Source organism: Kitasatospora sp. NPDC001225 (assembly GCF_053597855.1).
Window position 1 is genome coordinate 14,596 of record NZ_JBSFJC010000081.1, and the last position, 25,943, is coordinate 40,538.

At 71.8% G+C, this 25,943-nt stretch carries 21 protein-coding genes and 1 riboswitch; of the genes, 15 read left to right on the forward strand and 6 right to left on the reverse strand.

What is annotated here, in order from left to right:
* Positions 1–4: 4 nt before the first annotated feature.
* The 4 genes from ACWDCZ_RS25285 to gcvT all read right to left on the reverse strand — a co-directional run bounded on the left by ACWDCZ_RS25285 (position 5) and on the right by gcvT (position 4,484).
* Positions 5–1,372 carry an L-serine ammonia-lyase gene (locus ACWDCZ_RS25285; protein WP_074001486.1) on the reverse strand — a complete coding sequence of 456 codons (1,368 nt, stop codon included), beginning with the start codon at positions 1,370–1,372 and terminating at the stop codon, positions 5–7.
* 161 nt (positions 1,373–1,533) lie between these two features.
* Positions 1,534–2,802, reverse strand: a complete 1,269-nt coding sequence (gene glyA / locus ACWDCZ_RS25290; RefSeq protein WP_049649095.1) for a serine hydroxymethyltransferase — start codon at positions 2,800–2,802, stop codon at positions 1,534–1,536.
* Between the two features lie 80 nt (positions 2,803–2,882).
* Positions 2,883–3,263 (reverse strand): glycine cleavage system protein GcvH, encoded by a 381-nt coding sequence (gcvH, locus tag ACWDCZ_RS25295; protein WP_049649096.1) that lies wholly within the window; start codon positions 3,261–3,263, stop codon positions 2,883–2,885.
* Positions 3,264–3,362: 99 nt separating this feature from the next.
* Entirely contained in the window at positions 3,363–4,484 is a 1,122-nt protein-coding gene (gene gcvT, locus ACWDCZ_RS25300; RefSeq protein ID WP_049649097.1) for a glycine cleavage system aminomethyltransferase GcvT, read from the reverse strand.
* A 230-nt stretch (positions 4,485–4,714) separates the two neighbouring features.
* A riboswitch (glycine riboswitch) is annotated at positions 4,715–4,816 on the reverse strand.
* Between the two features lie 209 nt (positions 4,817–5,025).
* Between gcvT and ACWDCZ_RS25305 the strand changes: the two genes are divergently transcribed.
* The 7 genes from ACWDCZ_RS25305 (at position 5,026) to ACWDCZ_RS25335 (ending at position 13,414) form a co-directional block, all read left to right on the forward strand.
* Positions 5,026–5,829 (forward strand): enhanced serine sensitivity protein SseB C-terminal domain-containing protein, encoded by an 804-nt coding sequence (locus ACWDCZ_RS25305; RefSeq protein ID WP_049649098.1) that lies wholly within the window; start codon positions 5,026–5,028, stop codon positions 5,827–5,829.
* 116 nt (positions 5,830–5,945) lie between these two features.
* Complete coding sequence (locus ACWDCZ_RS25310) at positions 5,946–6,869, forward strand: enhanced serine sensitivity protein SseB C-terminal domain-containing protein (protein WP_079271895.1); 924 nt, start codon at positions 5,946–5,948, stop codon at positions 6,867–6,869.
* 446 nt (positions 6,870–7,315) lie between these two features.
* Entirely contained in the window at positions 7,316–8,302 is a 987-nt protein-coding gene (locus ACWDCZ_RS25315) for an ABC transporter permease (RefSeq protein WP_049649099.1), read from the forward strand.
* Between the two features lie 86 nt (positions 8,303–8,388).
* Entirely contained in the window at positions 8,389–10,155 is a 1,767-nt protein-coding gene (locus ACWDCZ_RS25320; RefSeq protein WP_449817035.1) for an ABC transporter substrate-binding protein, read from the forward strand.
* A gap of 97 nt (positions 10,156–10,252) precedes the next feature.
* The gene (locus ACWDCZ_RS25325; RefSeq protein ID WP_049649101.1) at positions 10,253–11,263 is read left to right on the forward strand and encodes an ABC transporter permease; all 1,011 of its coding nucleotides are present in this window, start codon (positions 10,253–10,255) and stop codon (positions 11,261–11,263) included.
* A complete protein-coding gene (locus ACWDCZ_RS25330) occupies positions 11,260–12,327 on the forward strand; it encodes an ABC transporter ATP-binding protein (RefSeq protein ID WP_049649102.1) in 1,068 nt (355 codons plus the stop codon). The genes ACWDCZ_RS25325 and ACWDCZ_RS25330 overlap by 4 nt, the downstream gene beginning before the upstream one ends.
* 34 nt (positions 12,328–12,361) lie before the next feature.
* Positions 12,362–13,414 (forward strand): ABC transporter ATP-binding protein, encoded by a 1,053-nt coding sequence (locus ACWDCZ_RS25335; RefSeq protein WP_449817036.1) that lies wholly within the window; start codon positions 12,362–12,364, stop codon positions 13,412–13,414.
* Positions 13,415–13,485: 71 nt separating this feature from the next.
* On the opposite strand, the gene ACWDCZ_RS25340 is transcribed toward ACWDCZ_RS25335, so the two are convergent.
* Positions 13,486–14,841 (reverse strand): acyltransferase family protein, encoded by a 1,356-nt coding sequence (locus ACWDCZ_RS25340; protein ID WP_449817037.1) that lies wholly within the window; start codon positions 14,839–14,841, stop codon positions 13,486–13,488.
* A 129-nt stretch (positions 14,842–14,970) separates the two neighbouring features.
* Here ACWDCZ_RS25340 and ACWDCZ_RS25345 point away from each other — a divergent pair, with 129 nt between their 5' ends.
* The gene (locus ACWDCZ_RS25345) at positions 14,971–15,630 is read left to right on the forward strand and encodes a trimeric intracellular cation channel family protein (RefSeq protein WP_049660599.1); all 660 of its coding nucleotides are present in this window, start codon (positions 14,971–14,973) and stop codon (positions 15,628–15,630) included.
* Here ACWDCZ_RS25345 and ACWDCZ_RS25350 read toward each other — a convergent pair.
* Positions 15,536–16,303 carry an IclR family transcriptional regulator gene (locus tag ACWDCZ_RS25350; protein ID WP_380781443.1) on the reverse strand — a complete coding sequence of 256 codons (768 nt, stop codon included), beginning with the start codon at positions 16,301–16,303 and terminating at the stop codon, positions 15,536–15,538. The genes ACWDCZ_RS25345 and ACWDCZ_RS25350 overlap by 95 nt on opposite strands.
* Before the next feature lie 181 nt (positions 16,304–16,484).
* Here ACWDCZ_RS25350 and ACWDCZ_RS25355 point away from each other — a divergent pair, with 181 nt between their 5' ends.
* From ACWDCZ_RS25355 to ACWDCZ_RS25385, 7 genes are all read left to right on the forward strand, one after another.
* Positions 16,485–17,666, forward strand: a complete 1,182-nt coding sequence (locus tag ACWDCZ_RS25355; RefSeq protein WP_074001490.1) for a cysteine desulfurase family protein — start codon at positions 16,485–16,487, stop codon at positions 17,664–17,666.
* Between the two features lie 88 nt (positions 17,667–17,754).
* Entirely contained in the window at positions 17,755–18,891 is a 1,137-nt protein-coding gene (mnmA, locus tag ACWDCZ_RS25360) for a tRNA 2-thiouridine(34) synthase MnmA (protein ID WP_049658857.1), read from the forward strand.
* Positions 18,892–19,007: 116 nt separating this feature from the next.
* Positions 19,008–19,565: a Uma2 family endonuclease gene (locus ACWDCZ_RS25365; protein WP_049658858.1), complete on the forward strand. Its 558-nt coding sequence runs from the start codon at positions 19,008–19,010 to the stop codon at positions 19,563–19,565.
* Positions 19,566–19,610: 45 nt separating this feature from the next.
* The gene (locus ACWDCZ_RS25370) at positions 19,611–20,135 is read left to right on the forward strand and encodes an LOG family protein (RefSeq protein WP_074001491.1); all 525 of its coding nucleotides are present in this window, start codon (positions 19,611–19,613) and stop codon (positions 20,133–20,135) included.
* 13 nt (positions 20,136–20,148) lie between these two features.
* Positions 20,149–20,838, forward strand: a complete 690-nt coding sequence (locus ACWDCZ_RS25375) for an SDR family oxidoreductase (protein ID WP_049658860.1) — start codon at positions 20,149–20,151, stop codon at positions 20,836–20,838.
* A 297-nt stretch (positions 20,839–21,135) separates the two neighbouring features.
* Positions 21,136–23,400: a right-handed parallel beta-helix repeat-containing protein gene (locus ACWDCZ_RS25380; RefSeq protein WP_449817038.1), complete on the forward strand. Its 2,265-nt coding sequence runs from the start codon at positions 21,136–21,138 to the stop codon at positions 23,398–23,400.
* A gap of 249 nt (positions 23,401–23,649) precedes the next feature.
* Entirely contained in the window at positions 23,650–25,917 is a 2,268-nt protein-coding gene (locus ACWDCZ_RS25385; RefSeq protein ID WP_449817040.1) for a right-handed parallel beta-helix repeat-containing protein, read from the forward strand.
* Positions 25,918–25,943: the final 26 nt, after the last annotated feature.

Sequence of the window (25,943 nt, forward strand, 5' to 3'; positions counted from 1 at the left end):
CAGCTCAGCACTCGATGACGTTGACGGCGAGCCCGCCGCGCGAGGTCTCCTTGTACTTGATCTTCATGTCGGCCCCGGTCTCCTTCATCGTCTTGATCGCCTTGTCCAGCGAGACGTGGTGCCGGCCGTCGCCGCGCAGCGCCATCCGGGCCGCGGTGACGGCCTTGACGGAGGCCATGCCGTTGCGCTCGATGCAGGGGATCTGGACCAGGCCGCCGACTGGGTCGCAGGTGAGGCCGAGGTTGTGCTCGATGCCGATCTCGGCGGCGTTCTCGACCTGCTCGGGGGTGCCGCCGAGGACCTCGGCGAGGCCGCCCGCGGCCATCGAGCAGGCGGAGCCGACCTCACCCTGGCAGCCGACCTCGGCGCCGGAGATGGAGGCGTTCTCCTTGAAGAGCATGCCGATGGCGCCGGCGGCGAGCAGGAAGCGGACGATGCCGTCGTCGTCGGCGCCCGGGATGAAGTTCAGGTAGTAGTGCAGGACGGCCGGGATGATCCCGGCGGCGCCGTTGGTCGGCGCGGTGACGACCCGGCGGCCGGAGGCGTTCTCCTCGTTCACGGCCATCGCGTAGAGGGTCACCCACTCCATCGCGTTGGCCGGCCCGATGCCCTCGGCGCGCAGCGCGCGGGCACCCGAGGCGGCCCGGCGGCGGACCTTCAGCCCGCCCGGCAGGATGCCCTCGCGGGACATGCCGGCCCGCACGCACTCCTGCATCACGGACCAGATCTCCAGCAGACCGGTCCGGATCTCCTCCTCGCTGCGCCAGGCCTTCTCGTTCTCCAGCATCAGGCCGGAGATCGACAGCCCGGTCTCCCGGCTGAGCCGCAGCAGCTCGTCGCCGGTGCGGAAGGGGTACTTCAGCACGGTGTCGTCGGGCTTGACCCGGTCCGCGCCGATCGCGTCCTCGTCCACCACGAAGCCGCCGCCGACCGAGTAGTAGGTCTTCTCCAGCAGGGTCGAGCCGTCCGCCGCGTACGCCCACAGGGTCATCCCGTTGGCGTGGTACGGCAGCGAGCGGCGGCGGTGCAGGATCAGCTGGGTGTCCGGGTCGAAGTCGATCGGGTGCTCGCCGAGCAGGTTGATCCGCTTCTCGGCGAGGATCCGCTCGACGTCCTTGTCGGCCTGGTCGACGTCGACGGTGCGGGGCGAGGCGTTCTCCAGGCCGAGCAGGACGGCCTTCGGGGTGCCGTGGCCGTGGCCGGTGGCGCCGAGCGAGCCGTAGAGCTCGGCCCGTACGCCCGTCACCCGGTCCAGCAGGTCCTCGGTGCGCAGTCGGCGGGCGAACATCCGGGCGGCGCGCATCGGGCCCACGGTGTGGGAGCTCGACGGGCCGATGCCGATGGAGAAGAGGTCGAAGACGCTGATGGCCACGGGGGACGTCCTTGTCTGGTCTCGTGGAAGGACTTGCGGGCAGGGAGGGGCCGACACGGGACGGGGCACCGCGCGCACTTCCAGTGTGCGCGGTGCCCCGGGGTGCCTGGTACGCCGGAGGGGTGAGGCCGGTCACCCCGCCCGAACGATCACCGGAGTGATCAGAGGTTCGGGTAGAGCGGGTACTTCGCGGCCAGGGCGGAGACCCGGGCCTTCAGCGCGTCGGCGACGGTCTCGTCGAAGGCGGGCTTGAGCGCCTCGGCGATGATGTCGGCGACCTCGCGGAAGTCCTCGGCCTGGAAGCCGCGGGTGGCCAGGGCCGGGGTGCCGATGCGCAGGCCCGAGGTGACCATCGGCGGGCGCGGGTCGTTCGGGATGGCGTTGCGGTTGACGGTGATGCCGACCTCGTGCAGCCGGTCCTCGGCCTGCTGGCCGTCGAGCTGGCTGTTGCGCAGGTCGACCAGGACCAGGTGGACGTCGGTGCCGCCGGAGAGCACGCTGGCGCCGGCCTCGGCCACGTCGGCCTGGAGCAGGCGCTCGGCGAGGATGCGGGCGCCGTCCAGGGTGCGCTGCTGGCGCTCCTTGAACTCCTCGGAGGCCGCGACCTTGAAGGCGACCGCCTTGCCGGCGATCACGTGCTCCAGCGGGCCGCCCTGCTGGCCGGGGAAGACCGCGGAGTTGATCTTCTTGGCGAACTCGGCCTTGGACAGGATGACGCCGCCGCGCGGGCCGCCCAGGGTCTTGTGGGTCGTGGTGGTGACCACGTCCGCGTAGGGCACCGGGTTCGGGTGCAGCCCGGCGGCCACCAGGCCGGCGAAGTGCGCCATGTCCACCATGAGCAGCGCGCCGACCTCGTCGGCGATCCGGCGGAACGCGGCGAAGTCGAGCTGGCGCGGGTAGGCGGACCAGCCGGCGATGATCAGCTTCGGCTGGTGCTCCTTGGCGAGGCGCTCGACCTCGGCCATGTCGACCTGGCCGGTCTTCTCGTCCACGTGGTACGCGGCCACGTTGTAGAGCTTGCCGGAGAAGTTGATCTTCATGCCGTGGGTCAGGTGACCGCCGTGGGCCAGGCTCAGGCCCAGGATGGTGTCGCCCGGCTGGATCAGCGCGAACATCGCGGCGGCGTTGGCCTGCGCGCCGGAGTGCGGCTGGACGTTGGCGTGCTCGGCCCCGAACAGGGCCTTGATGCGGTCGATCGCGATCTGCTCGACCACGTCGACGTGCTCGCAGCCACCGTAGTAGCGGCGGCCGGGGTAGCCCTCCGCGTACTTGTTGGTGAGCACCGAGCCCTGGGCCTCCATGACCGCCACCGGGGCGAAGTTCTCGGAGGCGATCATCTCCAGGGTGGTCTGCTGGCGGTGCAGCTCGGCGTCGACCGCGGCGGCGATCTCCGGGTCGAGGGCGTGCAGGGACTGGTTGAGAACAGTCATGGTGTGGTCTTCCCGGGAGGAGGAGGGAAAGGGGCCAGGGCGGGACGGACCGCGGTGCGGCGGCCCGTCCCGTCGGGGGCTCAGCCCTGGGGGTTGGTGAGCGCGTCGTACTCGTCGGCGCTGAGCAGCTCGTCGGTGGCCTCGACGCGCACCTTGAACAGCCAGCCGCCCTCGAAGGGGTCGCTGTTGACGAGGGCGTTGTTGTCCAGGACGTCCGGGTTGACCTCGGTGACCTCGCCGGTCACCGGGGAGAACAGGTCGCTGACCGACTTGGTGGACTCCAGCTCGCCACAGGTCTCGCCGGCGGTCACGGTCTCGCCGACCTCGGGCAGCTGCACGTAGACGATGTCACCGAGCGCGTCCGCGGCGTGCTTGGTGATACCGATCGTGGAGACACCGTCCACGGCGGCCGTCAGCCACTCGTGCTCCTTGGTGTACTGAAGGTGCTGGGGGTTGCTCATGGCGTCATTCTCCAGGATGGGAAGCGGGTACGACGAAGCGGGCCGCCGCGCGGACGGCTGCGACGTGCGCGTATGGGAAAACGGGGGGCGTGCGAGGGGTCAGCGGGCGCGCTTGTAGAACGGCAGCGCCACGACCCTGACGGGCTCGTGCTTGCCGCGCACGTCCACCGCGACGGTGGTGCCGGGGGCGGCGTGGGCGGCGTCGACGTAGGCCATCGCGATCGGCTGCCCCAGGGTCGGGGACGGCGCGCCGGAGGTGATCCGGCCGATCGGCTCGCCCTCGGTGGAGACCACGGTGTACTCGGCGCGCGGCACCCGCTTGCCGTCGGAGACCAGGCCGACCAGCACCTTCGGCGGGTTGGTCTCGGCCGCGGCGGCGGCCGCCTCCAGGGCCTTGCGGCCGACGAAGGCGCCCTCGTTGGTGGTCTTGTCGAAGCGGACGACCCGGCCCAGGCCGGCGTCGAACGGGGTCAGGTCGGTGGACAGCTCGTGCCCGTACAGCGGCATGCCGGCCTCCAGGCGCAGCGTGTCGCGGCAGGACAGGCCGCAGGGGACCAGGCCGCGGTCCGCGCCGGCGGCGGTCAGCGCCTGCCAGACCGGCTCGGCGTCGGCCGGGTGGCAGAAGATCTCGAAGCCGTCCTCGCCGGTGTAGCCGGTGCGGGCGAGCAGCACCTCGCGGTCGGCCACGAAGGCCGGGAGGATCGCGTAGTACTTCAGGCCGGGCAGGTCGGCGTCGGTGGTGTCGGCCAGGATGCCGGTGGCCTCCGGGCCCTGGACGGCGATCAGCGCGTAGGTGTCGCGGTCGTCGGTGACGACGGCGTCGAAGCCCTTGGCGCGGGCGATCAGCTCGTCGAGGACCAGCTGGGCGTTGGAGGCGTTGGCGACGACCAGGAAGGCGTCCTCGCGCAGGCGGTAGACGATCAGGTCGTCCAGGATGCCGCCGTCCTCGGCGCAGATCATGGTGTAGCGGGCGCGCAGCTCGCCCAGCGCGGAGACGAAGCCGACCAGGGCGTGGTCCAGCATCTCGCCGGCCTGCGGGCCGGTGACGGTGATCTCGCCCATGTGCGAGAGGTCGAACAGGCCGGCCTTGGTGCGGACGGCGAGGTGCTCCTCGCGCTCGCTGCCGTAGCGCAGCGGCATGTCCCAGCCGGCGAAGTCGGTCATGGTCGCGCCGAGGGCGCGGTGCAGCGCGTCGAGCGCGGTCAGGCGGAGGGACGACATGGCCAGGAACTCCTCGGTCGGGGCACTCAGGGGTGCACGCACCGGACCGGACCCGCTGGGGGGCCGACCCTGCGCGCGGGCATGCGGCGGCGTGGGTCTCCCCATCTGTCGTCGAACCTGAGAGCTTCACCGCCCCACCGCCCGCAGCCGTTTCCAGCTTGGGGGACAGCATGACGGCTTGCACCGTGGGTGGGCGCACGACAGGGCCGGGCGCCGCTTTCCAGATGTGCCTAACCCGTGCGGTAGGGGTGCCTGAGAGATTCCGGGGAGGACTTGCTCCTTCGGCGCCGGCTGTGCCTGAGCGGCACTCCGGGCTCTCCCGCGCGGGTTCGAGCGGCCGGTATGGAGTTGTGGGGGCCCGCGGCGCATGCCGTCGGACGGGCACATCATGGCACGTCCCGGACGACGAGGGGAGGGGGGACCCGGTCACACCGCGCGGGACCCGAACACGAGTCCTGACCGCACCCCCCGCACGCCTCTAGACTGCTGCGCGTCGGTGCGGCAGTGGGCGGCCGACGGCAGAGGGCGGAATCGGCGGCGCATGGGGTACCCGGTGGAGCAGCAGCAGGGGTGGGGCGGACCGGAGGAGGCGCCGGCGGGCGGCTCCTGGCCGGCCAACGAACTGGAGCAGGTGCTGACCGCGGCCCTGGGCGACCCGGGAGCGACCCCACGGGTGTTCGAGGTGCTGGCGCGCAGCCAGGTGTGGGTGCCGCTGCCGGCCGGGGCCGACCCGCAGGGCCAGGCGCTCGACCTGCCGACCATCGAGCTGGGCGGCGACCCGTACGTGCCGGTGTTCTCCTCGCAGGAGGTGTTCCTCCAGCAGGCGCCGGGGATGGCCTTCGCGATCGCGCCGGTGTGGGAGTTCGCCCGCGGGCTGCCGCTGGGCCTCGGCATCGCGGTGAACCCGGACGCGCCGGTGGGCCTCCCGGTGCCGCCGCAGGGGGTCGCCGAGCTGCGCCGCGGCCCGCGCGAGGACCGCTGGGAGCAGGCCGAGGGCACCGCGGAGCCGACCGGCGGCCGGGTGGCGCTGCGCGAGCCGGTGCCGGGCGAGGACCCGGAGCACTTCCTGGCCGCCTGCCGGAGCGAACTGTCGGCGCTGCCCGGTGTGTTGACCGCCCGCAGGGCGCTGGCCAGCATCGAGGGCGAACCGACCGTGATGTTCGTGGGCGTCCAGTTGGACCCGGCGGCCCCGGCCGACCCGGCCGCGGTGAACGAGGCACTCGGGCGAGCGCTGGGAACCGCGCCGCTGCCCGGGGGCGTCCACCTCGTACTGCTCGACCTCGCCGACGACCCGGTGGTCGAGTGGCTGCTCACCCGGGTACTGCCTTTCCACACGCGGGCGTGAGCGGGTCCGGATCAGAGGCACGTCGCCGTGGCGGTGGCCGGTGCCGCGCCATAGGGTGCGTGCAGACGGCCGACGGGTCGGCGGGTTGAGGGAAAGAGGCGCGGCGAGGTGGGCGCATGAGTGCGGGAACGGGAGCGGGCGGTGTGCCGGGGCCCTGGGGCCAGGCACCGGCCGGGCGCCCGGGAGCTGATCCCGGCGCGTTGGAGCGCGCCCTGCGCGACGTCGCGCCGGAGCGCTACGACGCGTACGAGCGGCTGCTGCACGCGCTGGCGGACGGCCGGGTCTGGATGCTGCTGTGGCACGGCACGCCGGGCAGCCCGGACGCGCAGTACGGGAACATGGAGATCAGCGGCCACGGCTACGCGCCGGCCGTCACCTCGCCCGAGCAGCTGACCGCCTCCGGCTGGGCGCGGGCCCACGAGGTCGTCTCCGGCCGGGAGATCGCGGCCTCGCTGTACCGCACCCGCTGGGGCCTGTGGCTCAACCCGCACGCCCCCGGCGGCGGCGTCGGGGTGCCCTGGGCGGACCTGCGCCGGGTCGCCGCGGGCCTGGACCGGCTGCCGGCCGGGCCGTTGAAGCTCAGCGAGCCGCAGTTGAACGCCCAGCCGTTCTTCGCGCTGCTGGAGCGGCAGGCCGCCGAGGTGCGCGCGGTCCGGGCGCTGCGCCGGGCCTGGGTGCAGCCCGCGGTGGGGGAGCCGTACCTGGCCATCGGCCTTGACCTCTACGAGAGTTCGCCGCCGGCGGTGGAGGCGGTGCGGGCGCTGATGCAGCGCGCGATCGCGGTGGCCCCGGAGGGGCTCGCGGTGTCCACGGTGGCGATGTCGGACGAGTACGACCCGGTGGCGCTGTGGATGCGCGCCAACGCGCGGCCGTTCTTCGACCGGGAGGCGGGCCGCCCGCCGACCGGCCCGTACCCGCCGGTGCCCCCGCCGCCGTACCCCGGGCAGTCGATGCCGGGCTACGCGTACGGCACCCAGCCGCCGGCGCAGGGCTGGCAGCAGCAGCCGCAGCGGCCGTGGCCCGGCTACCCCGGGCGCTGAATCCCAAAACCCATTCTCCGAAGCCGACTTGATTGTCCGTCAAGTCGGCTTCGATGCTTTCCGGACGAATTTCCGGATGTGCGGCCCGGTCATCTTGACATGGCAGTTACAGCCATGTGAAGAGGTATATGCCGAAGATCGGGGAGGTGCATGCACGCAGATCACAGTTGGGCATCTGTCGGTTGTCAGGGCTGGCGCAAGCCAGTTCGGATGGCAGAGAGTTCTGCGCAACGCACCGCGCGTGCTGGAACCCCACAAAGGTGAGCGCGCACGCCGACAAGCCCGTCCACGCGACGCCCATCCCGCGTGGTGGCAGTGCCTGTGCACGACGCACTGCCGTCAACACCCGCTCCTCCTAAGCACCTCCGCACGTCCGCAGCCGCACCGCCGAAGACGGCGACCGGCACCCGTGGGCCGGCCACCGTCGGCGAGGGGACCAACTGACCATGACATCCGTGACCACCGCCGGGAACGAGCCGGAGGCAGCAGCCGCCGCCGGACCGGCCAAGAAGATCGAGGGCCGCTCCCTCGGCCAGATCGCCTGGACCCGCTTCAAGCGGGACAAGGCCGCCGTCGCCGGCGGCGTCGTGGTGATCCTGCTGATCATGCTCGCCGTGCTGGCCAAGCCGATCGAGTCGATGTTCGGGCTCGACCCGGACGCCCTCCACCAGGACCTGCTGGACGCCGACCTCGGCGGTCTGCCGTTCGGCGACTGGGGCGGCATGAGCCTCGAACACCCGCTCGGCATCGACCCGCTGCAGGGCCGTGACCTGCTCACCCGCGTCATCGAGGGCTCCTGGGTCTCCCTGCTGGTCGCCTTCGGCGCGACCCTGCTGTCCAACACCATCGGCACCGTGCTCGGCATCATGGCCGGCTACTACGGCGGCTGGGTGGACACCGTGATCAGCCGGGTGATGGACGTCTTCCTGGCCTTCCCGCTGCTGCTCTTCGCCATCGCGATCTCGACCTCGCTCCAGGGCGGAGCCTTCGGCCTGCACGGCCTGCCGCTGCACATGCTGGTGCTGATCTTCGTGATCGGCTTCTTCAACTGGCCCTACATGGGCCGGATCGTGCGCGGCCAGACGCTCTCGCTGCGCGAGCGGGAGTTCGTCCACGCGGCCCGCAGCCTCGGCGCCCGCGGCCCGTTCATCCTGTTCAAGGAGCTGCTGCCCAACCTGGTCGGTCCGATCCTGGTCTACTCGACCCTGCTGATCCCGACCAACATCCTCTTCGAGGCGGGGCTGAGCTTCCTCGGCGTCGGCATCCAGCCGCCGCAGGCCTCCTGGGGCGGGATGCTCCAGGACGCGATCCGGTACTACCAGGTGGACCCCCAGTACATGGTGGTCCCCGGTCTGGCGATCTTCGTCACCGTGCTCGCCTTCAACCTGCTCGGCGACGGTCTTCGCGACGCCCTCGATCCCAAGAGCAACTGATCCCGCCGCACATGACCACGCATCATGTGATGCGCCGTCAAGGCTCTCCTTCACCGCCTCCCATCCCCAAGGGGTTGATCTCACCCATGCGTAGGTCCCGTACCGTCGCCCTGACCGCGGCCGCAGCCGCCGCCGTCCTGGTCGTGACCGGTTGCACCAGCTCGTCGAAGGACACCGGTTCCGCCTCGTCCTCCGGCACCGGAGGCGGCTCCGGCGCCAACGCCGCCACCAAGGGCATCGTCAACGCCTCGGACAAGAAGGGCGGGACGGTCACCTACGAGATGAAGGGCACCCCGGACTCGCTCGACCCGGGCAACACGTACTACGCGTACATCTACAACTTCTCGCGCCTGTACGCCCGTCCGCTGACCACCTTCAACCCGGCGCCGGGCGAGGAGGGCAACAAGCTCGTCCCCGACCTCGCCGAGTCGATGGGCCAGGTCAGCGCGGACGGCCTGACCTGGACGTACAAGCTGCGCAAGGGCCTGAAGTACGACGACGGCACCCCGATCTCCTCGAAGGACGTCAAGTACGCCGTCGAGCGCTCGAACTACGCGCTGGACGTGAACTCCAACGGCCCGGTCTACTTCCACGACCTGCTGGTCGACAACGCCACGCCGTACGCCGGTCCGTACAAGGACAAGGAGGGCGGCCTCGACTCGATCGAGACGCCCGACGACACCACGGTGGTCTTCCACCTGAAGCAGCCCTTCGCCGACTTCGACTACCTGGTCAGCGCCCCGCAGACCGCGCCGGTCCCGCAGGCCAAGGACACCGGCTCGGAGTACGTGAAGAAGATCGTCTCCTCGGGCTCCTACAAGTTCGAGTCCTACGAGGACGGCAAGCAGGCCGTCCTGGTCCCGAACACCAACTGGGACGCGAGCACCGACCCGATCCGCAAGCAGCTCGCGGACAAGATCGTGCTCCGGATGAACATCGACCAGTCCACCATCGACAAGGACCTGCTGGCCGGCAACGCCCAGGTCGACCTGGTGGGCGGCGGCGTCGACCCGCAGACCCAGGCGCAGATCCTCCAGAACCAGAAGCTGAAGGCCAGCACCGACAACGCCTACGGCGGCCGCCTGGTCTACATGGCGATCAACTCCAAGCTCGCGCCGTTCGACAACATCGAGTGCCGCAAGGCCGTGCAGTTCGCGGTCGACAAGGTCTCGGTGCAGACCGCCCTCGGCGGCCCGATCCGCGGCCAGATCGCCAACACGGTGCTCCCGCCGGACATCCCGGGCCACCAGGACTTCAACACGTACGAGACCAAGGACAACAAGGGCGACGAGGCCAAGGCCAAGGAGGCCCTGAAGGCCTGCGGCAAGGAGGGCGGCATCAACACCGTCCTCTCCGCCCGCACCGAGCGCGCCACCGAGGTCGCCGCGGCCACCTCGATCCAGGCCGCGCTGAAGAAGGTCGGCATCAACGCCGAGATCCAGCAGTACCCGCAGGGCAAGTACCTCCAGGACAGCGCCGGCTCCCCGCAGTTCGCGGCCGAGCACAACATCGGCCTGATGATGATGCAGTGGGGCGCCGACTGGCCGACCGGCTACGGCTTCCTCCAGCAGATCGTCGACGGCCGCACCATCAAGCCGTCCGGCAACAACAACCTGGCCCAGCTGGACAACCCCGCGGTCAACAAGCTGCTCGACGACGCCGCGATCAACCCCGACAAGACGGCCCGCGAGAAGATCTACGGCGACGTCGACAAGAAGGTCATGGACCAGGCGGTCTACGTCCCGCTGACCTACTTCAAGGTCTTCCTGTACCGCCCGGACAACGCCACCAACGTGGTCTCCACCTCGGCGTTCTCGGGCGAGTACGACTACCTGAACATCGGCGTCAAGTAAGAGCCTGGCTCCGCATCCCTGAAGGCAGGTGAAGGCAGCGGCGCCCGCCGCCGTCCGGAAGATCCCGGACGGCGGCGGCCGCCGGAGCCGCCCAACTGTGTTTGCCTACATCATCCGCAGGATCTTCGCGGCGGCGATTTTGCTGCTGGTCGTCAGCGCGGTCACCTTCGCGATCTTCTTCCTGCTCCCGCGCCTCGCGGGCGAGACGGCCGACCAACTGGCCGCCCAGTACATCGGGAAGAACCCGTCGCCGGACGCGATCGCGGCGGTCAAGCAGAACCTCGGCCTCGACCAGCCGCTGTACACCCAGTACTGGAACTTCCTGAAGGGGCTGGTCAGCGGCGCCGAGTACCACTTCGGACCGGAACCGGCCACCTGTCACGTGCCCTGCTTCGGCTACTCCTTCAAGAACCACCTGGAGGTCTGGCCCGAGCTGACCAAGCGGATCCCGATCACCATCTCGCTCGCCGCCGGTGCGGCCGTGCTCTGGCTGGTCTCCGGCGTCGCCACCGGCGTCGTCTCCGCCCTGAAGCCGCGGTCGATCTTCGACCGGCTCTCCATGGGCGTCGCGCTCGCCGGCGTCTCGCTGCCGGTCTTCTTCACCGGCGCGCTGCTGCTCACGCTGTTCAGCTACGAGTGGCCGATCCTGGACAACCTGCACTACGTCGACTTCACCGACGACCCGCTGATGTGGGCCCGCAACCTGATCCTGCCGTGGATCTCGCTGGCCTTCCTCTACTCCGCGCTCTACGCCCGGCTCACCCGCGCCGGGATGCTGGAGACCATGAGCGAGGACTACATCCGCACCGCCCGGGCCAAGGGCCTGGTCGAGCGCAAGGTCGTCGCCCGGCACGGGCTGCGCGCCGCGCTCACCCCGATCGTCACGATCTTCGGCATGGACCTCGGGCTGCTGCTCGGCGGCGCGCTGATCACCGAGCAGGTCTTCTCGCTCCAGGGCGTCGGCCAGTTCGCCGTCCAGGCGATCTCCGACAACGACCTGCCCAAGATCCTCGGCGTCACCCTGCTCGCCGCCTTCTTCATCGTCGCCTGCAACCTCGTGGTCGACCTCCTGTACGCCCTCGTCGACCCCCGGGTGAGGCTCTCGTGACCGACCTCCAGAAGGACCCGGCGGCCGCTCCCGCCCCGGCCGGCGACCCCTTCCTCTCCGTGCGCGACCTGCGGATCCACTTCGACACCGACGACGGCCTGGTCCGCTCGGTGGACGGGGTCAGCTTCGACCTGCACAAGGGACGCACCCTCGGCATCGTCGGCGAGTCCGGCTCCGGCAAGTCCGTCACCTCGCTCGGCATCATGGGCCTGCACCGCTCCAAGCGGGCCCGGATCAGCGGCGAGATCCGGCTGAACGGCGAGGACCTGATCGCGGCCGGCCCGGACCGGGTGCGCCAACTGCGCGGCCGCGAACTGGCGATGATCTTCCAGGACCCGCTGACCGCGATGCACCCCTACTACACGGTGGGGCAGCAGATCGTCGAGGCCTACCGGGTGCACCACCCCCAGGCCACCAAGAAGCAGGCCCGGACCCGCGCGGTCGAGATGCTCGACCGGGTCGGCATCCCGCAGCCGGACCGCCGGGTGGACGACTACCCGCACCAGTTCTCCGGCGGCATGCGCCAGCGCGCCATGATCGCCATGGCGCTGGTCAACGACCCCTCGCTGCTGATCGCCGACGAGCCCACCACCGCCCTGGACGTCACCGTCCAGGCGCAGATCCTGGACCTCATCCGCGACCTCCAGGAGGAGTTCGGCTCCGCGGTCATCATCATCACCCACGACCTCGGGGTGGTCGCCGAACTGGCCGACGACATCCTGGTCATGTACGGCGGCAAGTGCGTCGAGCGCGGCCCGGCCGAAACCCTCTTCGACGCGCCCGAACACCCGTACACCTGGGGCCTGCTGGGCTCGATGCCGCGACTGGACCGGGAACTCCAGGACCGGCTGGTGCCGGTCAAGGGCACCCCGCCCAGCCTGATCAACGTGCCGTCCGGCTGCGCCTTCCACCCGCGCTGCCCGTACGCCGCCCTGACCGACGGGCGCTCCACGAGCGAGGTCCCGGCACTGGCCGAGGCCGTGCCCGGGCACTTCGCGGCCTGCCACCTGGCGGCCGGCGAGCGGCACCGCATCTTCGCCGAAGAGATCGCGCCCCGGCTGTGAGCCCGGCCTCGTACCACCTTTCTGGAGAGAACCGATGACGGACACTCAGGCGGCTCCGACCCCGCGGTCGGCACCCGCCCCCGGCCGTGAGCCGCTGCTGAAGGTGGCCGGCCTGACCCGGCACTTCCCGATCCGCGGCGGGCTGCTGCGGCGCCAGACCGGCGCGGTGCGGGCCGTCGACGGCATCGACTTCACCGTCAACGCCGGCGAGACGCTGGGCGTCGTGGGCGAGTCCGGCTGCGGCAAGTCGACCATGGGCCGACTGGTCACCCGGCTCGACGAACCGACCGGCGGGACCATCGAGTTCGAGGGCACCGACATCAGCCACCTGAGCGTCGGGGCGATGCGGCCGCTGCGCCGCGACATCCAGATGATCTTCCAGGACCCGTACTCCTCGCTGAACCCCCGGCACACCGTCGGCACCATCGTCGGCGCGCCGTTCCGGCTCCAGAACGCGGTGCCCGAGGGCGGCCTCAAGAAGGCCGTCCAGGAGCTGCTGGAGCTGTGCGGGCTCAGCCCCGAGCACTACAACCGCTACCCGCACGAGTTCTCCGGCGGCCAGCGCCAGCGCATCGGCATCGCCCGGGCGCTCGCGCTGAAGCCGAAGATGATCATCGCGGACGAGCCGGTCTCCGCCCTGGACGTGTCGATCCAGGCGCAGGTGGTCAACCTGCTGGACGACCTCCAGCAGGAGCTCGGGCTGACCTACCTGATCATCGCGCACGACCTCTCGGTGGTCCGGCACGTCTCGGACCGGGTCGCGGTGATGTACCTCGGCAAGATCGTGGAGATCGCCGACCGGGACTCGCTCTACCGCAGCCCGATGCACCCGTACACCAACGCGCTGATGTCCGCCGTGCCCGTCCCGGACCCGCGCCGCCGCCAGCGCGCGGGCCGCGACCGGATCCTGCTCAAGGGCGACGTCCCCTCGCCGATCAACCCGCCCAGCGGCTGCCGCTTCCGCACCCGGTGCTGGAAGGCGCAGGACGTGTGCGCGAGCCAGGAGCCGCCGCTGGCGGTGCTCGAGACGGGGCACCAGGTGGCGTGCCACTTCCCCGAGAACGCTCCGGCGGACGCCAAGGCCTGAGGTCCCCGCACGTACGCGAGAGGCCGCCCGCCCCGGGCTTCCGGGGGCGGGCGGCCTCTCGCGTCCGGGCCTCAGACGCCCGCGGCCGACACCGGTCCGGGCTTCGGCGCCGGTTCGCGCGGGCCCGGGGCGGGGGCCGGGAAGCGGCGGTCCAGCGCCCGGACCACCCGGCGGCCGAGGCGCTGGAACGGGATCTCGACCAGCCGGTACGACAGGTAGGAGAGCACCACGAGCGCCCCCAGGTAGCCGAGGGTGAGCGCGGCCTGCCCCGTCGGCCCGACGATCGGCGGGTAGCCCTGGAGCCTCCAGCCGACGAAGTACATCAGCGGCCCGTGCAGCAGGTAGACCGAGAAGCTGATCGTGCCGAGCCCGCTCAGCCAGCGCGGGAAGCGGCGGCGGCGCAGCAGCATGGCCGTCGCGAACAGGGCCCAGGCGGCCAGGTAGGCGAGGGAGAAGGACTGCCACGAAGGGGTCCAGGTGTGCCAGAGCGCGGTGTCCCGGTTGTACAGGTAGCCGACCGTGACGCCGGCGACGACCACGAAGGCGCAGCAGAGCAGGGCCGGGAGCCGGTCGAGCAGGCCGTGCTCCAGCCGGTACAGCACGGTGCCGGCGAACATCGTCGCGAAGATCAGCATGGTCTCGAAGCCGGTGCTCCGGTTGTTCACCGTGATCAGGATCAGGCCCAGCCCGCCGAGCAGCAGCGCGCCCCAACGGGTCAGGTCCGGACGGGCGGTGGCGATGCACGCCATCGCCATCAGCACCACGATCCCGGCCACCGCCACCAGGTGCCTGGTGGCCGCCAGGTCCACCGAGATCCCGCCGATCGGCAGCCAGGTGCCGAGCACCAGGGCGACGGACGCGAAGCCGACCGCGATCGGCGCGCTGTTCCGGTGCCACCCCCGCACGAACAGCGCGCACACGAAGTAGTAGAAGACCATCTCGTAGGTGAGCGACCACATCACGCCGATGGCGCTGGGCACCCCCACCAGGTCCTGGAGCAGCAGGCCGTTGGCGGCGAGCGACAGCACCGGGTGGTCGAAGGGGAAGCTCTGGACGATCTGGCCGCCGCGGGGCAGCACCAGCAGGCTCACCACGATCGTGACGGCCACCGCGGGGTAGATGCGGAAGAGCCGTCCGGTCCAGAACGCCCGGACGTCGCCGCGCCGTTCCAGCGACGCCGGGATGATGTACCCGCTGACCAGGAAGAACAGCATCACGCCGAAGAAGCCGAGGTCCAGCTGGCGCGGCACCCGGTCCGCGTGGGGGATCTTGCCGAGCAGTCCGAAGTGGTGCATGGCGACGGCGAGGGCGGCGACGCCGCGCAGCGCGTCGAGCCAGCCGAGCCTGGCGGAGGCGGGCGGTTCCGGCGGCGACTTCGACGGCTCCGGCGGTGACGCCGGGGCCGACCTGGGCTTCACGAGCTTCACAGGCGGAGGCTAGCCGAGCAGGTCCGGCCGGACGGCGCGCAAGCCGTCCGGCACCCTTCCGGCGGTGCGTTCGCATCCGGAGAACGGACGTTCACCGGCACATCCGTGCACATCGGGTACACATGGACGGTGACATCCCAGCTCTTCCCGACCGACGTCCAGCAGTCGCTGGACCTCGTCGGCATCTTCGTCTTCGCCCTCTCCGGGGGCCTGCTCGCCGTCCGCAAGAACATGGACATCTTCGGCATCTGTGTGCTGGCGGAGGTCACCGCCCTCGGCGGCGGCGTGATGCGCGACCTGGTGATCGGCGCGACGCCGGTCGCCGCGTTCACCAACCTCGGCTACTTCGTGACCCCGCTGGGCGCCGCCCTGGTGGTCTTCTTCCTGCACCCGGAGGTCGAGCGGATCAACCGGGCGGTGCAGACCCTGGACGCCCTCGGGCTCGGGCTGTTCTGCGTGACCGGCACCGCCAAGGCCCACGACTTCGGACTCGGCGCCGTCGCCGCGATCGCGCTCGGCATGGTGACCGCGGCCGGCGGCGGCGTGATCCGCGACATACTCGCCGGGGAGATCCCCTCGCTGCTGCGCTGGGACCGGGAGATCTACGCCGTCCCCGCCCTGGTCGGCGCCACCGTCGTCGCCCTGCTGATCGCCACCGACCGGCTCACCGGCGTGACCGGCACCGCCGCCGCGCTCACCGCCTTCGGACTGCGGATGCTCGCCCTGAAGTACGGCTGGCGTGCCCCGCGGGCCTGGCACCGCAACGGTTCTCGCACCAGCGAGGAGTAGGCGAGCCGCCGTACGCGAGCGAGATCGCCTCGGCCGTGCAGAGCAGTTCCGGCACCATCCTGGCCAGTTCGGCCGGCGGAACCTCGCTCGCCGGGGCGCTCAGCGCGCAGGCCGCGACCGTCCGCCCGCCGCTGCCCGCGACCGGCGCGGCCACGCAGGTCACCGGCTCCCGGTGCTCGCGCGACTCGGCCGCCCAGCCCCGGCGGCGCACCGCCGCCAGCTCGGGCTCCGCGCGGGCGTCGTCCGCGGACAGCCCGGCGAGCAGCACCCGGCCGACCGCCGTCCCGTCGACCGGGGCCCGGCGCCCGATCCGGGACGGCTCCGCGCCCGGCGGCCCGGCCACCTCGTCCAGGTAGAGCACCTCGCCGTCGTGCAGCACGGCGAGCCGGACGGTGTAGCCGCAGCGGGCGTTGAGCGCGGCCAGGTACGGCGCGGCGACCTGCCGGACGTCGAAGTCCTCCAGCGCGCGGTGGGCCAGCGAGAGCACCCGGCCGCCGATCCGGTAGCGCAGGTCCGGCTGGCGGCGGGCGAAGCCGTGCTCCTCCAGGGTGCGCAGCAGCCGCAGGGCGGTGGACTTGTGCACCCCGAGGCTGCTGGCGGCCTGCTCCAGCGAGAGCGGTGCGTCGCCGAGCGCGTCGAGCAGGGTCAGCGCGCGGTCGACCGACTGCGACATGGCGTTCCCCGTGGATCCGGCTGACTGGTGGCGTCAGGCTAACCGCTGGGTGGCTCAGTGGTACAAACCAGTACCGGACGCGGCCGTCCGGCCGTGGTGCGTCCGGCCCGTGCGGGCGGTGGCTGGATCGGTGCCCCGGGCCGGAACCCCGCCCCGTGCGGCGCTCTACAATCGGATGGTTATGCCATACCTGGACCATGCGGCGACCACGCCGATGCTGCCCGAGGCGATCGCCGCGATGACGGCGCACCTGGGGGTGGTCGGCAACGCCTCGGCCCTGCACGCGGCCGGCCGCCGGGCCCGCCGGGTGGTCGAGGAGTCCCGGGAGTCGCTGGCCGAGTCGCTGGGCGCCCGCCCCAGCGAGATCGTGCTCACCGGCGGCGGCACCGAGTCCGACAACCTCGCGGTCAAGGGCCTGTACTGGGCCCGCCGGGACGCCGACCCGGCCCGCACCCGGGTGCTGTGCAGCCCGGTCGAGCACCACGCGGTGCTGGACGCGGTGCACTGGCTCTCCGAGCACGAGGGCGCCGCCGTCGAGTACCTGCCGGTCGACGAGCACGGCCGGGTGCACCCCGAGGCGCTGCGGTCCGCGATCGAACGCGACCCGGCGTCGGTGGCGCTGGTCACCGTGATGTGGGCCAACAACGAGGTCGGCACCGTCCAGCCGGTCCGCGAACTGACCGCCGTGGCGGCCGAGTACGGCATCCCCGTGCACGCCGACGCGGTGCAGGCACTCGGTCAGGTCCCGGTCTCCTTCGCCGAATCCGGCCTCACCGCGCTCACCGTCACCGGACACAAGATCGGCGGCCCGTTCGGCATCGGCGCGCTGCTGCTCTCCCGGGGCGCCGCGCCCGTACCGCTGCTGCACGGCGGCGGGCAGGAGCGCGACGTGCGCTCCGGCACCCTGGACGCCCCCGGCGCGGCCGGCTTCGCGGCCGCCGCCGCGATCGCCGTCGAACGGCGGGCCGAGCACACCGTCACGCTGGGCGCGCTGCGGGACGAACTGGTGGCCTCGGTGCTGGACGCCGTCCCCGACGCGATCCTCAACGGCGACCCGTCCGCGGCCGGGCGGCTGCCCGCCAACGCGCACTTCTCCTTCCCCGGCTGCGAGGGCGACGCCCTGCTGATGCTGCTGGACGCCCAGGGCATCGAGTGCTCGACCGGCTCCGCCTGCTCCGCCGGGGTGCCGCAACCCAGCCACGTGCTGCTCGCGATGGGCGTCGACCCGCTGCTGGCCCGCGCGTCGCTGCGGTTCTCGCTCGGCCACACCTCGGTGCGGGAGGACGTGACGGCGCTGGCGGCGGCCATCGGGCCGGCGGTGCAGCGGGCGCGCAACGCCGGGCTGGCCTCCGTCCGGCGCTGATCCCGGCCGTGCGGCGCCGTTCCCGGCCGTCCGGCGCTGATCCCGTCTTCCGGGAACAGCCGGGCCACCCCGTACCCTTGTTGCCATCATGACTGACTTCCCGGGTGCCCCGACCACTCCGTCCACCGGCCGTCTGCGCGTGCTCGCGGCGATGTCCGGCGGAGTCGACTCCGCCGTCGCCGCCGCCCGCGCCGTCGAAGCCGGACACGAGGTGACCGGCGTCCACCTGGCGCTGTCCAGCAACCCGCAGTCCTTCCGGACCGGCGCGCGCGGCTGCTGCACCATCGAGGACTCCCGGGACGCCTGGCGGGCGGCCGACGTGATCGGCATCCCCTTCTACGTCTGGGACCTCGCCGAGCGCTTCCGCGAGGACGTCATCGACGACTTCGTCGCCGAGTACGCGGCCGGGCGCACGCCCAACCCGTGCCTGCGCTGCAACGAGAAGATCAAGTTCGCGGCGCTGCTGGACAAGGCCGTCGCCCTCGGCTTCGACGCCGTCTGCACCGGCCACTACGCCCGGATCGTCGACCTGCCCTCCGGCGCGCGCGAACTGCACCGGGCCGTCGACTCCGCCAAGGACCAGTCCTACGTCCTCGGCGTCCTCGACGCCGACCAGCTCGCCCACTCGCTCTTCCCGCTCGGTGACACCACCAAGGAGGAGATCCGGGCCGAGGCCGAGCGCCGCGGCCTGGCCGTCGCCAAGAAGCCCGACAGCCACGACATCTGCTTCATCGCCGACGGCGACACCCAGGGCTTCCTCGCCAAGCACCTCGGCACCGCGCCCGGCGACATCCTCGACGCCGACGGCACCAAGCTCGGCGAGCACGACGGCGCGTACGGCTTCACCATCGGCCAGCGCAAGGGCCTGCGGATCGGCCGCCCGGCCGCCGACGGCAAGCCGCGCTACGTCCTGGACATCTCCCCGGTGAACAACACCGTGACGGTCGGCCCGGTCGAGGGCCTCGACGTCACCGGGCTGACCGCCATCCGCCCCCGCTGGTGCGGCACCGAGCCCCTCGCCGACGGGCGCTACACCGCCCAGCTCCGCGCCCACGGCGAGGAGGTGCCGGTGAGCGCCTCGGTCGTCGACGGCGAACTGCGGGTGCGGCTGGACACCCCGGTGCGTGGCATCGCCCCCGGCCAGGCCGTGGTCCTCTACGACGGCACCCGCGTCGTCGGCTCCGCCACCATCGCCACCACCGAGCGCCCGGCCGTCACCGCCTGAGCGGCAGCGGCCGGCGGCCGGGCCTCCTGTCCACGCAGAGGCCCGGCTGGATCCCGGTGTCGGCAGGCCGACCGGCAGCGGGTGAGATGTCGGCCCGGTCGGCCATAGTGGACGGCATGACCTTCTACGAGCAGCACCGCGAGTTCATCGAGGAGCTGGAGCGGATCACCCCGGAAGGCGTCCGGATCGAATGGTCCGGAGACACGCTGATCATGCAGGCGTCGCCGTCCAACATCCATCAGCTCAATGTGGCCCAGGTGCGCAGGCAGTTCGAGCAGCACGCTCCTGACGGCTACCTTCCCAGCGAGCGGAGCGAGATCGTCAGCCCGGACGTCTCCAAGGGGCGTGAGCCGGACCTGACCTACCTCCCCCTCGACGTCCTCTCCCAGCCGGGTAACAAAGCCCCTGCCGCCGAAGCCCTGATCGCCGTGGAGATCGTCTCGCCGTCCAACCCGGGCAACGACTGGATGGACAAGCTGCACGACTACGCCGTGATGCGCATCCCGCTGTACCTGATCGTGGACCCGCGCCAGCAGACGGTGACGCTGTTCTCCGAGCCGAACCACGACCGCTACCACACCCGCAGCGACCGGAAGTTCGGCGACGCGATCACCATCCCGGAGCCCTTCGGCTTCAGCCTGAGCCTGTCGAAGCTCGTGCCGTACACCGAGTAATGGCGGTGAGCGGTGGGCAGGGGGCGTGATAGACCAGACGACACTATGAACATTTCTGTCTTCTGCTCCGCGTACTCGCTCGACGACCGCTACTCCGCCCCCGCCGCCGAGTTCGCCCGGCTCCTGGGGGAGGGCGGGCACACCCTGGTGTGGGGCGGCTCGAACGCCGGGCTGATGGGGCTGCTCGCCGACGAGGTGAAGGCGGCCGGCGGCCGACTGGTCGGCGTGATGGTCGAGATGCTGCGGCACAAGGCGTACGTCGGCGCCGACGAGCTGGTGTGGACCGCCGACCTCCCCGAGCGGAAGGCGGAGCTGGCGGCCCGGGCCGACGCGATCGTCGTCCTGGTGGGCGGGCTGGGCACCCTGGACGAGGTGACCGAGGTGCTGGAGCTCAAGAAGCACGGGATGTTCGACAAGCCGGTGGTCGTGCTGGACACCGAGGGCTTCTACTCCGGCCTGCGCACCCAGATGGAGCGGATGGACGCCGAGGGCTTCCTGCCGCGCCCGCTCGCCGAGCTGATCACCTTCGCGGACACCCCCGCCGAGGTCTTCGCCCAGCTCAAGGCCTGAGAGGATCGGGTCCATGGCTGCACATCTGATCACCGGCGCCGGCTCCGGCATCGGCGCCGTCCTCGCCGAGCGACTCGCCGAGCGCGGGGACGAGCTCTGGCTGCTCGCCCGCGACGCCCGCCGGGCCGCCGAGCTGCGCGAGCGCTTCCCCGGGGCCCGCACCCTCGTCGGGGACCTCGGCGACCCGGGCAAGCTCTCCTGGGCCTTCGGCCACCAGCAGCTGCCCGTCGAGCTCGACTCCCTCCTGCACGTCGCGGGCGTCGTCGAGCTCGGCCCGGTCGGCGACCTGACCCCCAAGGCCTGGCAGGAGACGCTCAACGTCAACCTCGTCGCCCCCGCCGAGCTGACCCGCCTCCTGCTGCCGTCGATCCGGCTGGTCAAGGGCCACGTGCTCTTCGTGAACTCCGGCGCCGGCCTGAACGCCCACGCCGAGTGGTCGGCGTACGCGGCCAGCAAGCACGGCCTCAAGGCGCTCGCCGACGCGCTGCGCCACGAGGAGCACGCCAACGGCGTCCGGGTCACCTCCGTCTACCCCGGCCGCACCGCCACCGCGATGCAGGTCAAGGTGCACCAGCAGGAGGGCAAGGAGTACGACGCCGACCGCTGGATCGAGCCGGAGTCCGTCGCCAAGGCGGTCCTCGCCGCCCTCGACGCCTCCCGCGACGCGGAGATCACCGACATCACCGTCCGCCCGGGGCGCTGACGCGCCGCGCGGGACACCGGCGACGGCCGACGCCCCGCGCGCCCACCGGAGTTCGACACCACGTCCGCGTGCCCGACGGCCCCGGCACCGAGCCCTCCGCTCGGCGCCGGGGCCGTTCGCGCGGGGGTGCGGCGGCCTGCGGATTTGTCGTTGGCGCGCCCCCACCGGTTGTGGAATGATCCGCTCCGCCCTCCAGTCGATCAAGGACGGACCAACGGAGGGTAAAGGCGTCATTCGCGCTTCAAAGTGCCCAGGGGGGTTCCCATTTCCAGATTCCGTACGGCCCTCGCCGCCGGTGTGACGCTGCTCGGGGCGGTCGGTCTGCCGGCCGTCTCCGCGGGCGGCGCGGCCGCGGCCGACAGCACGCTCCACGTCAACAACGCCGCGGGTGCGCACTGCACCGACGGCGGCACGGGCGCCCAGTCGGCGCCGTTCTGCACCATCGGCGCGGCCGCGGCCGTCGTCCGGCCGGGGCAGACGGTGGACATCGCCGACGGGGCGTACCCCGAGGACCTGACCGTCACGAAGTCGGGCACGGCCGAGGCGCCGATCACCTTCCGGGCGACGAAGAACGAGAACAGCCCGGGCGGCGGTGCCCGCATCGGCGGGTGGAACCAGCAGACCAACGGTTTCCTCGTCACGGGCGCCCAGCACGTCCGCTTCGAGAACCTGACGTTCGACGCGGGCTACCTGAAGCCGTCGATCGTGGTGAGCGGCGCCCGGGACGTGGTGTTCGACAACACCTCCGTCCTCGGCGGCACCGGTGTCCGGATCACCGGCGCGTCCGACAAGGTGGTGTTCGGACGCGGCAGCATCGGCTCGGCGGGGCCGGGGATCACCGTCGACGGCGGCTCCACCGGAACCGTGTTGACCACCAACGTGGTGCAGCCCAACTCCGGCTACAACTCGACCGGCATCGTGGTGCAGGACTCGCCGGACACCGTCGTGGTGAGCAACTCGCTGAACACGAACTGCTTCGGCGGGATCGTGCTGGACGGCACCTCGACCGGTGCGGTGGTCGAGAACAACGTGGTGAACACGGCGGCCAACCTCGAGAAGTCCTGCGGGGCCAAGGCCACCGGCGCCACCGGGATCACCGTCGCGGTGAACTCCGTCCCGGGCCTCAAGGCCGACTACAACGTGGTCGACTCGCGCAGCGACGCCGCGGCCTACCACTGGGGCGGTACCCCGTACGCCGTCCAGCAGGCGTTCACCGCCGCCACCGGCCAGGGCGCGCACGACTTCTTCGCCCCGTCGTGGGTCCAGAAGGGGCCGAACGCGCCGCTGGACGTCACCGTCGACTCGGCGGACGAGAACGCCCCGGGCATGCTGCCGACCGACCGCGGCGGCTGGGCCCCGGCGGACGACGTGACGGTCGCCAACACCGGTACGGGCAGCGGCTTCCGCGACCGCGGTGCCTACGAGATGCTCGACATCGGCAGCGCGTTCACCCCGGCCGGTCCGACCCGGCTGCTGGACACCCGGGCGCCGATCGGCGTCCCGTCGGCCCAGGCGGTTCCGGCCTGGGGGACCGTCGACCTCCCGGTGACCGGTGTCGCGGGCGTTCCGGCGGAGGGCGTGACGGCCGTGACGCTGAACGTGACGGTGACCGAGCCGGGCGCCGACGGCCATCTGACCGTCTACCCGCACGGTGACGCCGCGCCGAACTCGTCGAACCTGAACTGGGTCGCCGGCCGGACGATCCCGAACCTGGTGACCGTTCCGGTGACGGACGGGAAGGTGTCGTTCTACAACGCCTCCGGCGGCACGGTGCAGCTGATCGCGGACCTCGCCGGCTACTACGGCACCAAGGGTTCGCTGTTCCACGCCCAGGGCCCGACGCGGCTGCTGGACACCCGGGCGCCGATCGGCGTTCCGTCGGCCCAGGCGGTCCCGGCCTGGGGCACCGTGGACCTGCCGGTCACCGCCGTCGCGGGCGTCCCGGCGGCCGGTGTCACCGCCGTGACGATGAACGTGACGGTCACCGACCCGGAGCAGGACGGGCACCTGACCGTCTACCCGCACGGCGGCAAGGCGCCGGACGCCTCCAACCTCAACTGGACGGCCGGGCGCACGATCCCGAACCTGGTGACGGTGCCGGTGAAGGACGGCAAGGTCTCGTTCTACAACGCCTCCGGCGGCACCGTGCACCTGATCGCCGACCTCGCCGGCTACTACAGCGCCGAGGGCAAGGTCAGCTACCGCCCGGCCGGCCCGTACCGGCTCCTCGACACCCGCCAGGACGCCAACTGGGACTCGGAGGCCCGCCCCGCGGGCACCGTCCCGGCCTGGGGCACGGTGGAGATCCCGGTCGGCGAGATCCCGAACGTCACCGCGGTGACCCTGAACGTGACGGTCACCGAGCCGGGCACCGACGGGCACCTGACCGTCTACCCGCACGGTGACGCGGCGCCGAACGCCTCGAACCTGAACTTCCTGCCGGGCGAGACGATCCCGAACCAGGTGGTCGTTCCGGTCAAGGACGGCAGGGTCTCGTTCTACAACGCGAGCGGTGCTCCGCTGCACCTGATCGTCGACCTGTTCGGCTACCAGGCCTACTGACCCGTACGCGCACCCGCGCCCGCCCCGACGGCCCCGAGCCGAGCCCCCGCGCTCGACTCCGGGGCCGTTCGCGTGCGGTGCGGTGGCCTGCGGATTTGTCGTTGGCGCGGCCCCTTCCGCTGTGGAATGATCCGCTCCGCCCTCCAGCCGATCAGTTCAGGACACAGGGGGGCCGGAAAGCGTCATCAGCGCTGCACAATGCCCAGGGGGGTTCCCATTTCCAGACTCCGTACGGCCCTCGCCGCCGGCGTGACGCTGCTCGGGGCGGTCGGTCTGCCGGCCGTCGTCGCGAGCGGCGCGGCCGCGGCGGGCGGCACGCTCTACGTCAGCAACGCCGCGGGTGCGAACTGCACCGACAGCGGCGGCGGCGCCCAGTCGGCGCCGTTCTGCCACGTCGCGGCCGCCGCGGCGGTCGTCCAGCCGGGGCAGACCGTCGAGATCGCGGCCGGGTCCTACGTCGACACCGCGGTGACCGTGACCCGCTCCGGCACCGCCGACGCCCCGATCACCTTCCGCAGCCAGGCCCAGCAGTACTCGTCGGGCGGCGTCGCCTCGCTCAGCGGCGGGGCGCCGAACCACCCGGACAGCGCCATCGTGGTCAAGGGCGCCGACCACCTGCGCTTCGAGAACCTGACGGTGCTGAGCAACCAGCGTCCGGCCGTCGTGGTCGACGGCGGGCACGACGTCTCCTTCACGAACATCGCGGCCTCGGGCGGCGGCGTGCGGATCACCGACGCCTCCGACAAGGTCACCTGGGCCCGCGGCGACTTCAGCTACGCGCCCGGCCCGCTGCTCCAGGTCGACGGCGGCTCCACCGGGACCGTCCTGACCACCAACGTGGTCCAGGCCAACTACGTGCCCGACATGACCGGGATCCTGGTCAAGGACGCGCCGAACACCGTCGTGGTGGCCAACACCGTCACCTCGTCCTGCTTCGCCGGGATCGTGCTGGACGGCGGCTCGACCGGCGCGGTGGTCGAGAACAACGTGGTGAACACCGCGAAGAACCAGAACGCGGCCTGCGCCACCCCGGCCGCCGCCACCGGGATCACCGTCGGGGCGAACGCCACCGCGGGCACCAAGGTCGACTACAACCTGATCGACCCGCGCAGCGGCGGCGCGCCCTACAGCTGGGCCGGCGCCGCCTTCGGCACCCAGGACCAGCTCACCGCGAACACCGGCCAGGGCGTGCACGACTTCGTCGCCCTGACCTACGTGCCGAAGGGCCCGGACGCCCCGGTCGACCACCGGATCGACTCGGCGGACGAGACCGCCCCGGGCATGCTGCCGACCGACCGCGGCGGCCAGGCCCCGGTGGACGACCCGACGGTCGCCAACACCGGTACGGGCAGCGGCTTCCGCGACCGCGGTGCCTACGAGATGCTCGACATCGGCAGCGCGTTCACCCCGGCCGGTCCGACCCGGCTGCTGGACACCCGTCAGCCGATCGGCGTCCCGACGGCGCAGCCCGTCCCGGCCTGGGGCACCGTCGACCTCCAGGTGGCCGGCGTGGCCGGGGTCCCGGCGTCCGGTGTCACCGCCGTGACGATGAACGTGACGGTCACCGACCCGCAGGAGGCCGGGCACCTCACCGTGTACCCGCACGGGGACGCGGCGCCCAACTCGTCGAACCTGAACTGGCCCGCCGGGCGGACGATCCCGAACCTGGTCACGGTTCCGGTGACGGACGGGAAGGTGTCGTTCTACAACGCCTCCGGCGGCACGGTGCAGCTGATCGCCGACCTGGCGGGCTACTACAGCCCGAAGGGTTCGCTGTTCCACGCCCAGGGTCCGACCCGGCTGCTGGACACCCGGGCGCCGATCGGCGCCCCGGCGGCGCAGGCGGTTCCGGCCGGGGGCACCGTCGACCTCCCGGTGGCCGGTGTCGCGGGCGTGCCGGCGACCGGCGTCACCGCCGTGACGATGAACGTGACGGTGACCGAGCCGCAGGCCGACGGTCACCTCACCGTCTTCCCGCACGGTGACAAGGCGCCGAACGCGTCGAACCTCAACTGGACGGCCGGGCGGACGATTCCGAACCTGGTGACGGTGCCGGTGAAGGACGGCAAGGTGTCCTTCCAGAACGTCTCCGGCGGTACCGTGCACCTGATCGCCGACCTCGCGGGCTACTACGCCACCGAGGGCAAGGTCAGCTACCGCCCGGCCGGCCCGATCCGGGTCCTCGACACCCGCCAGGACACCTACTGGGAGTCGGGCGTCCGCCCGGCGGCCACCGTCCCGGCCTGGGGCACGGTGGACGTCCCGGTCGGCGAGATCCCGAACGCCGCTGCGGTGACCCTGAACGTGACGGTCACCGAGCCGGGCACCGACGGGCACCTGACCGTCTACCCGCACGGTGACGCGGCGCCGAACGCCTCGAACCTGAACTTCCTGCCCGGCGAGACGATCCCCAACCAGGTGGTCGTTCCGGTCAAGGACGGCAAGGTGTCGTTCTACAACGCGAGCGGTGCTCCGCTGCACCTGATCGTCGACCTGTTCGGCTACCAGGCCTACTGACCCGTACGCGCACCCGCGCCCGCCCC

Bases quoted from the DNA above. Each gene is read 5' to 3' on its own strand.
- glyA (WP_049649095.1), bottom strand. From the start codon at position 2,802: ATGACTGTTCTCAACCAGTCCCTGCACGCCCTCGACCCGGAGATCGCC.
- gcvH (WP_049649096.1), bottom strand. From the start codon at position 3,263: ATGAGCAACCCCCAGCACCTTCAGTACACCAAGGAGCACGAGTGGCTG.
- gcvT (WP_049649097.1), bottom strand. From the start codon at position 4,484: ATGTCGTCCCTCCGCCTGACCGCGCTCGACGCGCTGCACCGCGCCCTC.
- ACWDCZ_RS25305 (WP_049649098.1), top strand. From the start codon at position 5,026: ATGGGGTACCCGGTGGAGCAGCAGCAGGGGTGGGGCGGACCGGAGGAG.
- ACWDCZ_RS25310 (WP_079271895.1), top strand. From the start codon at position 5,946: ATGAGTGCGGGAACGGGAGCGGGCGGTGTGCCGGGGCCCTGGGGCCAG.
- ACWDCZ_RS25315 (WP_049649099.1), top strand. From the start codon at position 7,316: ATGACATCCGTGACCACCGCCGGGAACGAGCCGGAGGCAGCAGCCGCC.
- ACWDCZ_RS25320 (WP_449817035.1), top strand. From the start codon at position 8,389: ATGCGTAGGTCCCGTACCGTCGCCCTGACCGCGGCCGCAGCCGCCGCC.
- ACWDCZ_RS25335 (WP_449817036.1), top strand. From the start codon at position 12,362: ATGACGGACACTCAGGCGGCTCCGACCCCGCGGTCGGCACCCGCCCCC.
- ACWDCZ_RS25350 (WP_380781443.1), bottom strand. From the start codon at position 16,303: ATGTCGCAGTCGGTCGACCGCGCGCTGACCCTGCTCGACGCGCTCGGC.
- ACWDCZ_RS25355 (WP_074001490.1), top strand. From the start codon at position 16,485: ATGCCATACCTGGACCATGCGGCGACCACGCCGATGCTGCCCGAGGCG.
- mnmA (WP_049658857.1), top strand. From the start codon at position 17,755: ATGACTGACTTCCCGGGTGCCCCGACCACTCCGTCCACCGGCCGTCTG.
- ACWDCZ_RS25365 (WP_049658858.1), top strand. From the start codon at position 19,008: ATGACCTTCTACGAGCAGCACCGCGAGTTCATCGAGGAGCTGGAGCGG.
- ACWDCZ_RS25370 (WP_074001491.1), top strand. From the start codon at position 19,611: ATGAACATTTCTGTCTTCTGCTCCGCGTACTCGCTCGACGACCGCTAC.
- ACWDCZ_RS25375 (WP_049658860.1), top strand. From the start codon at position 20,149: ATGGCTGCACATCTGATCACCGGCGCCGGCTCCGGCATCGGCGCCGTC.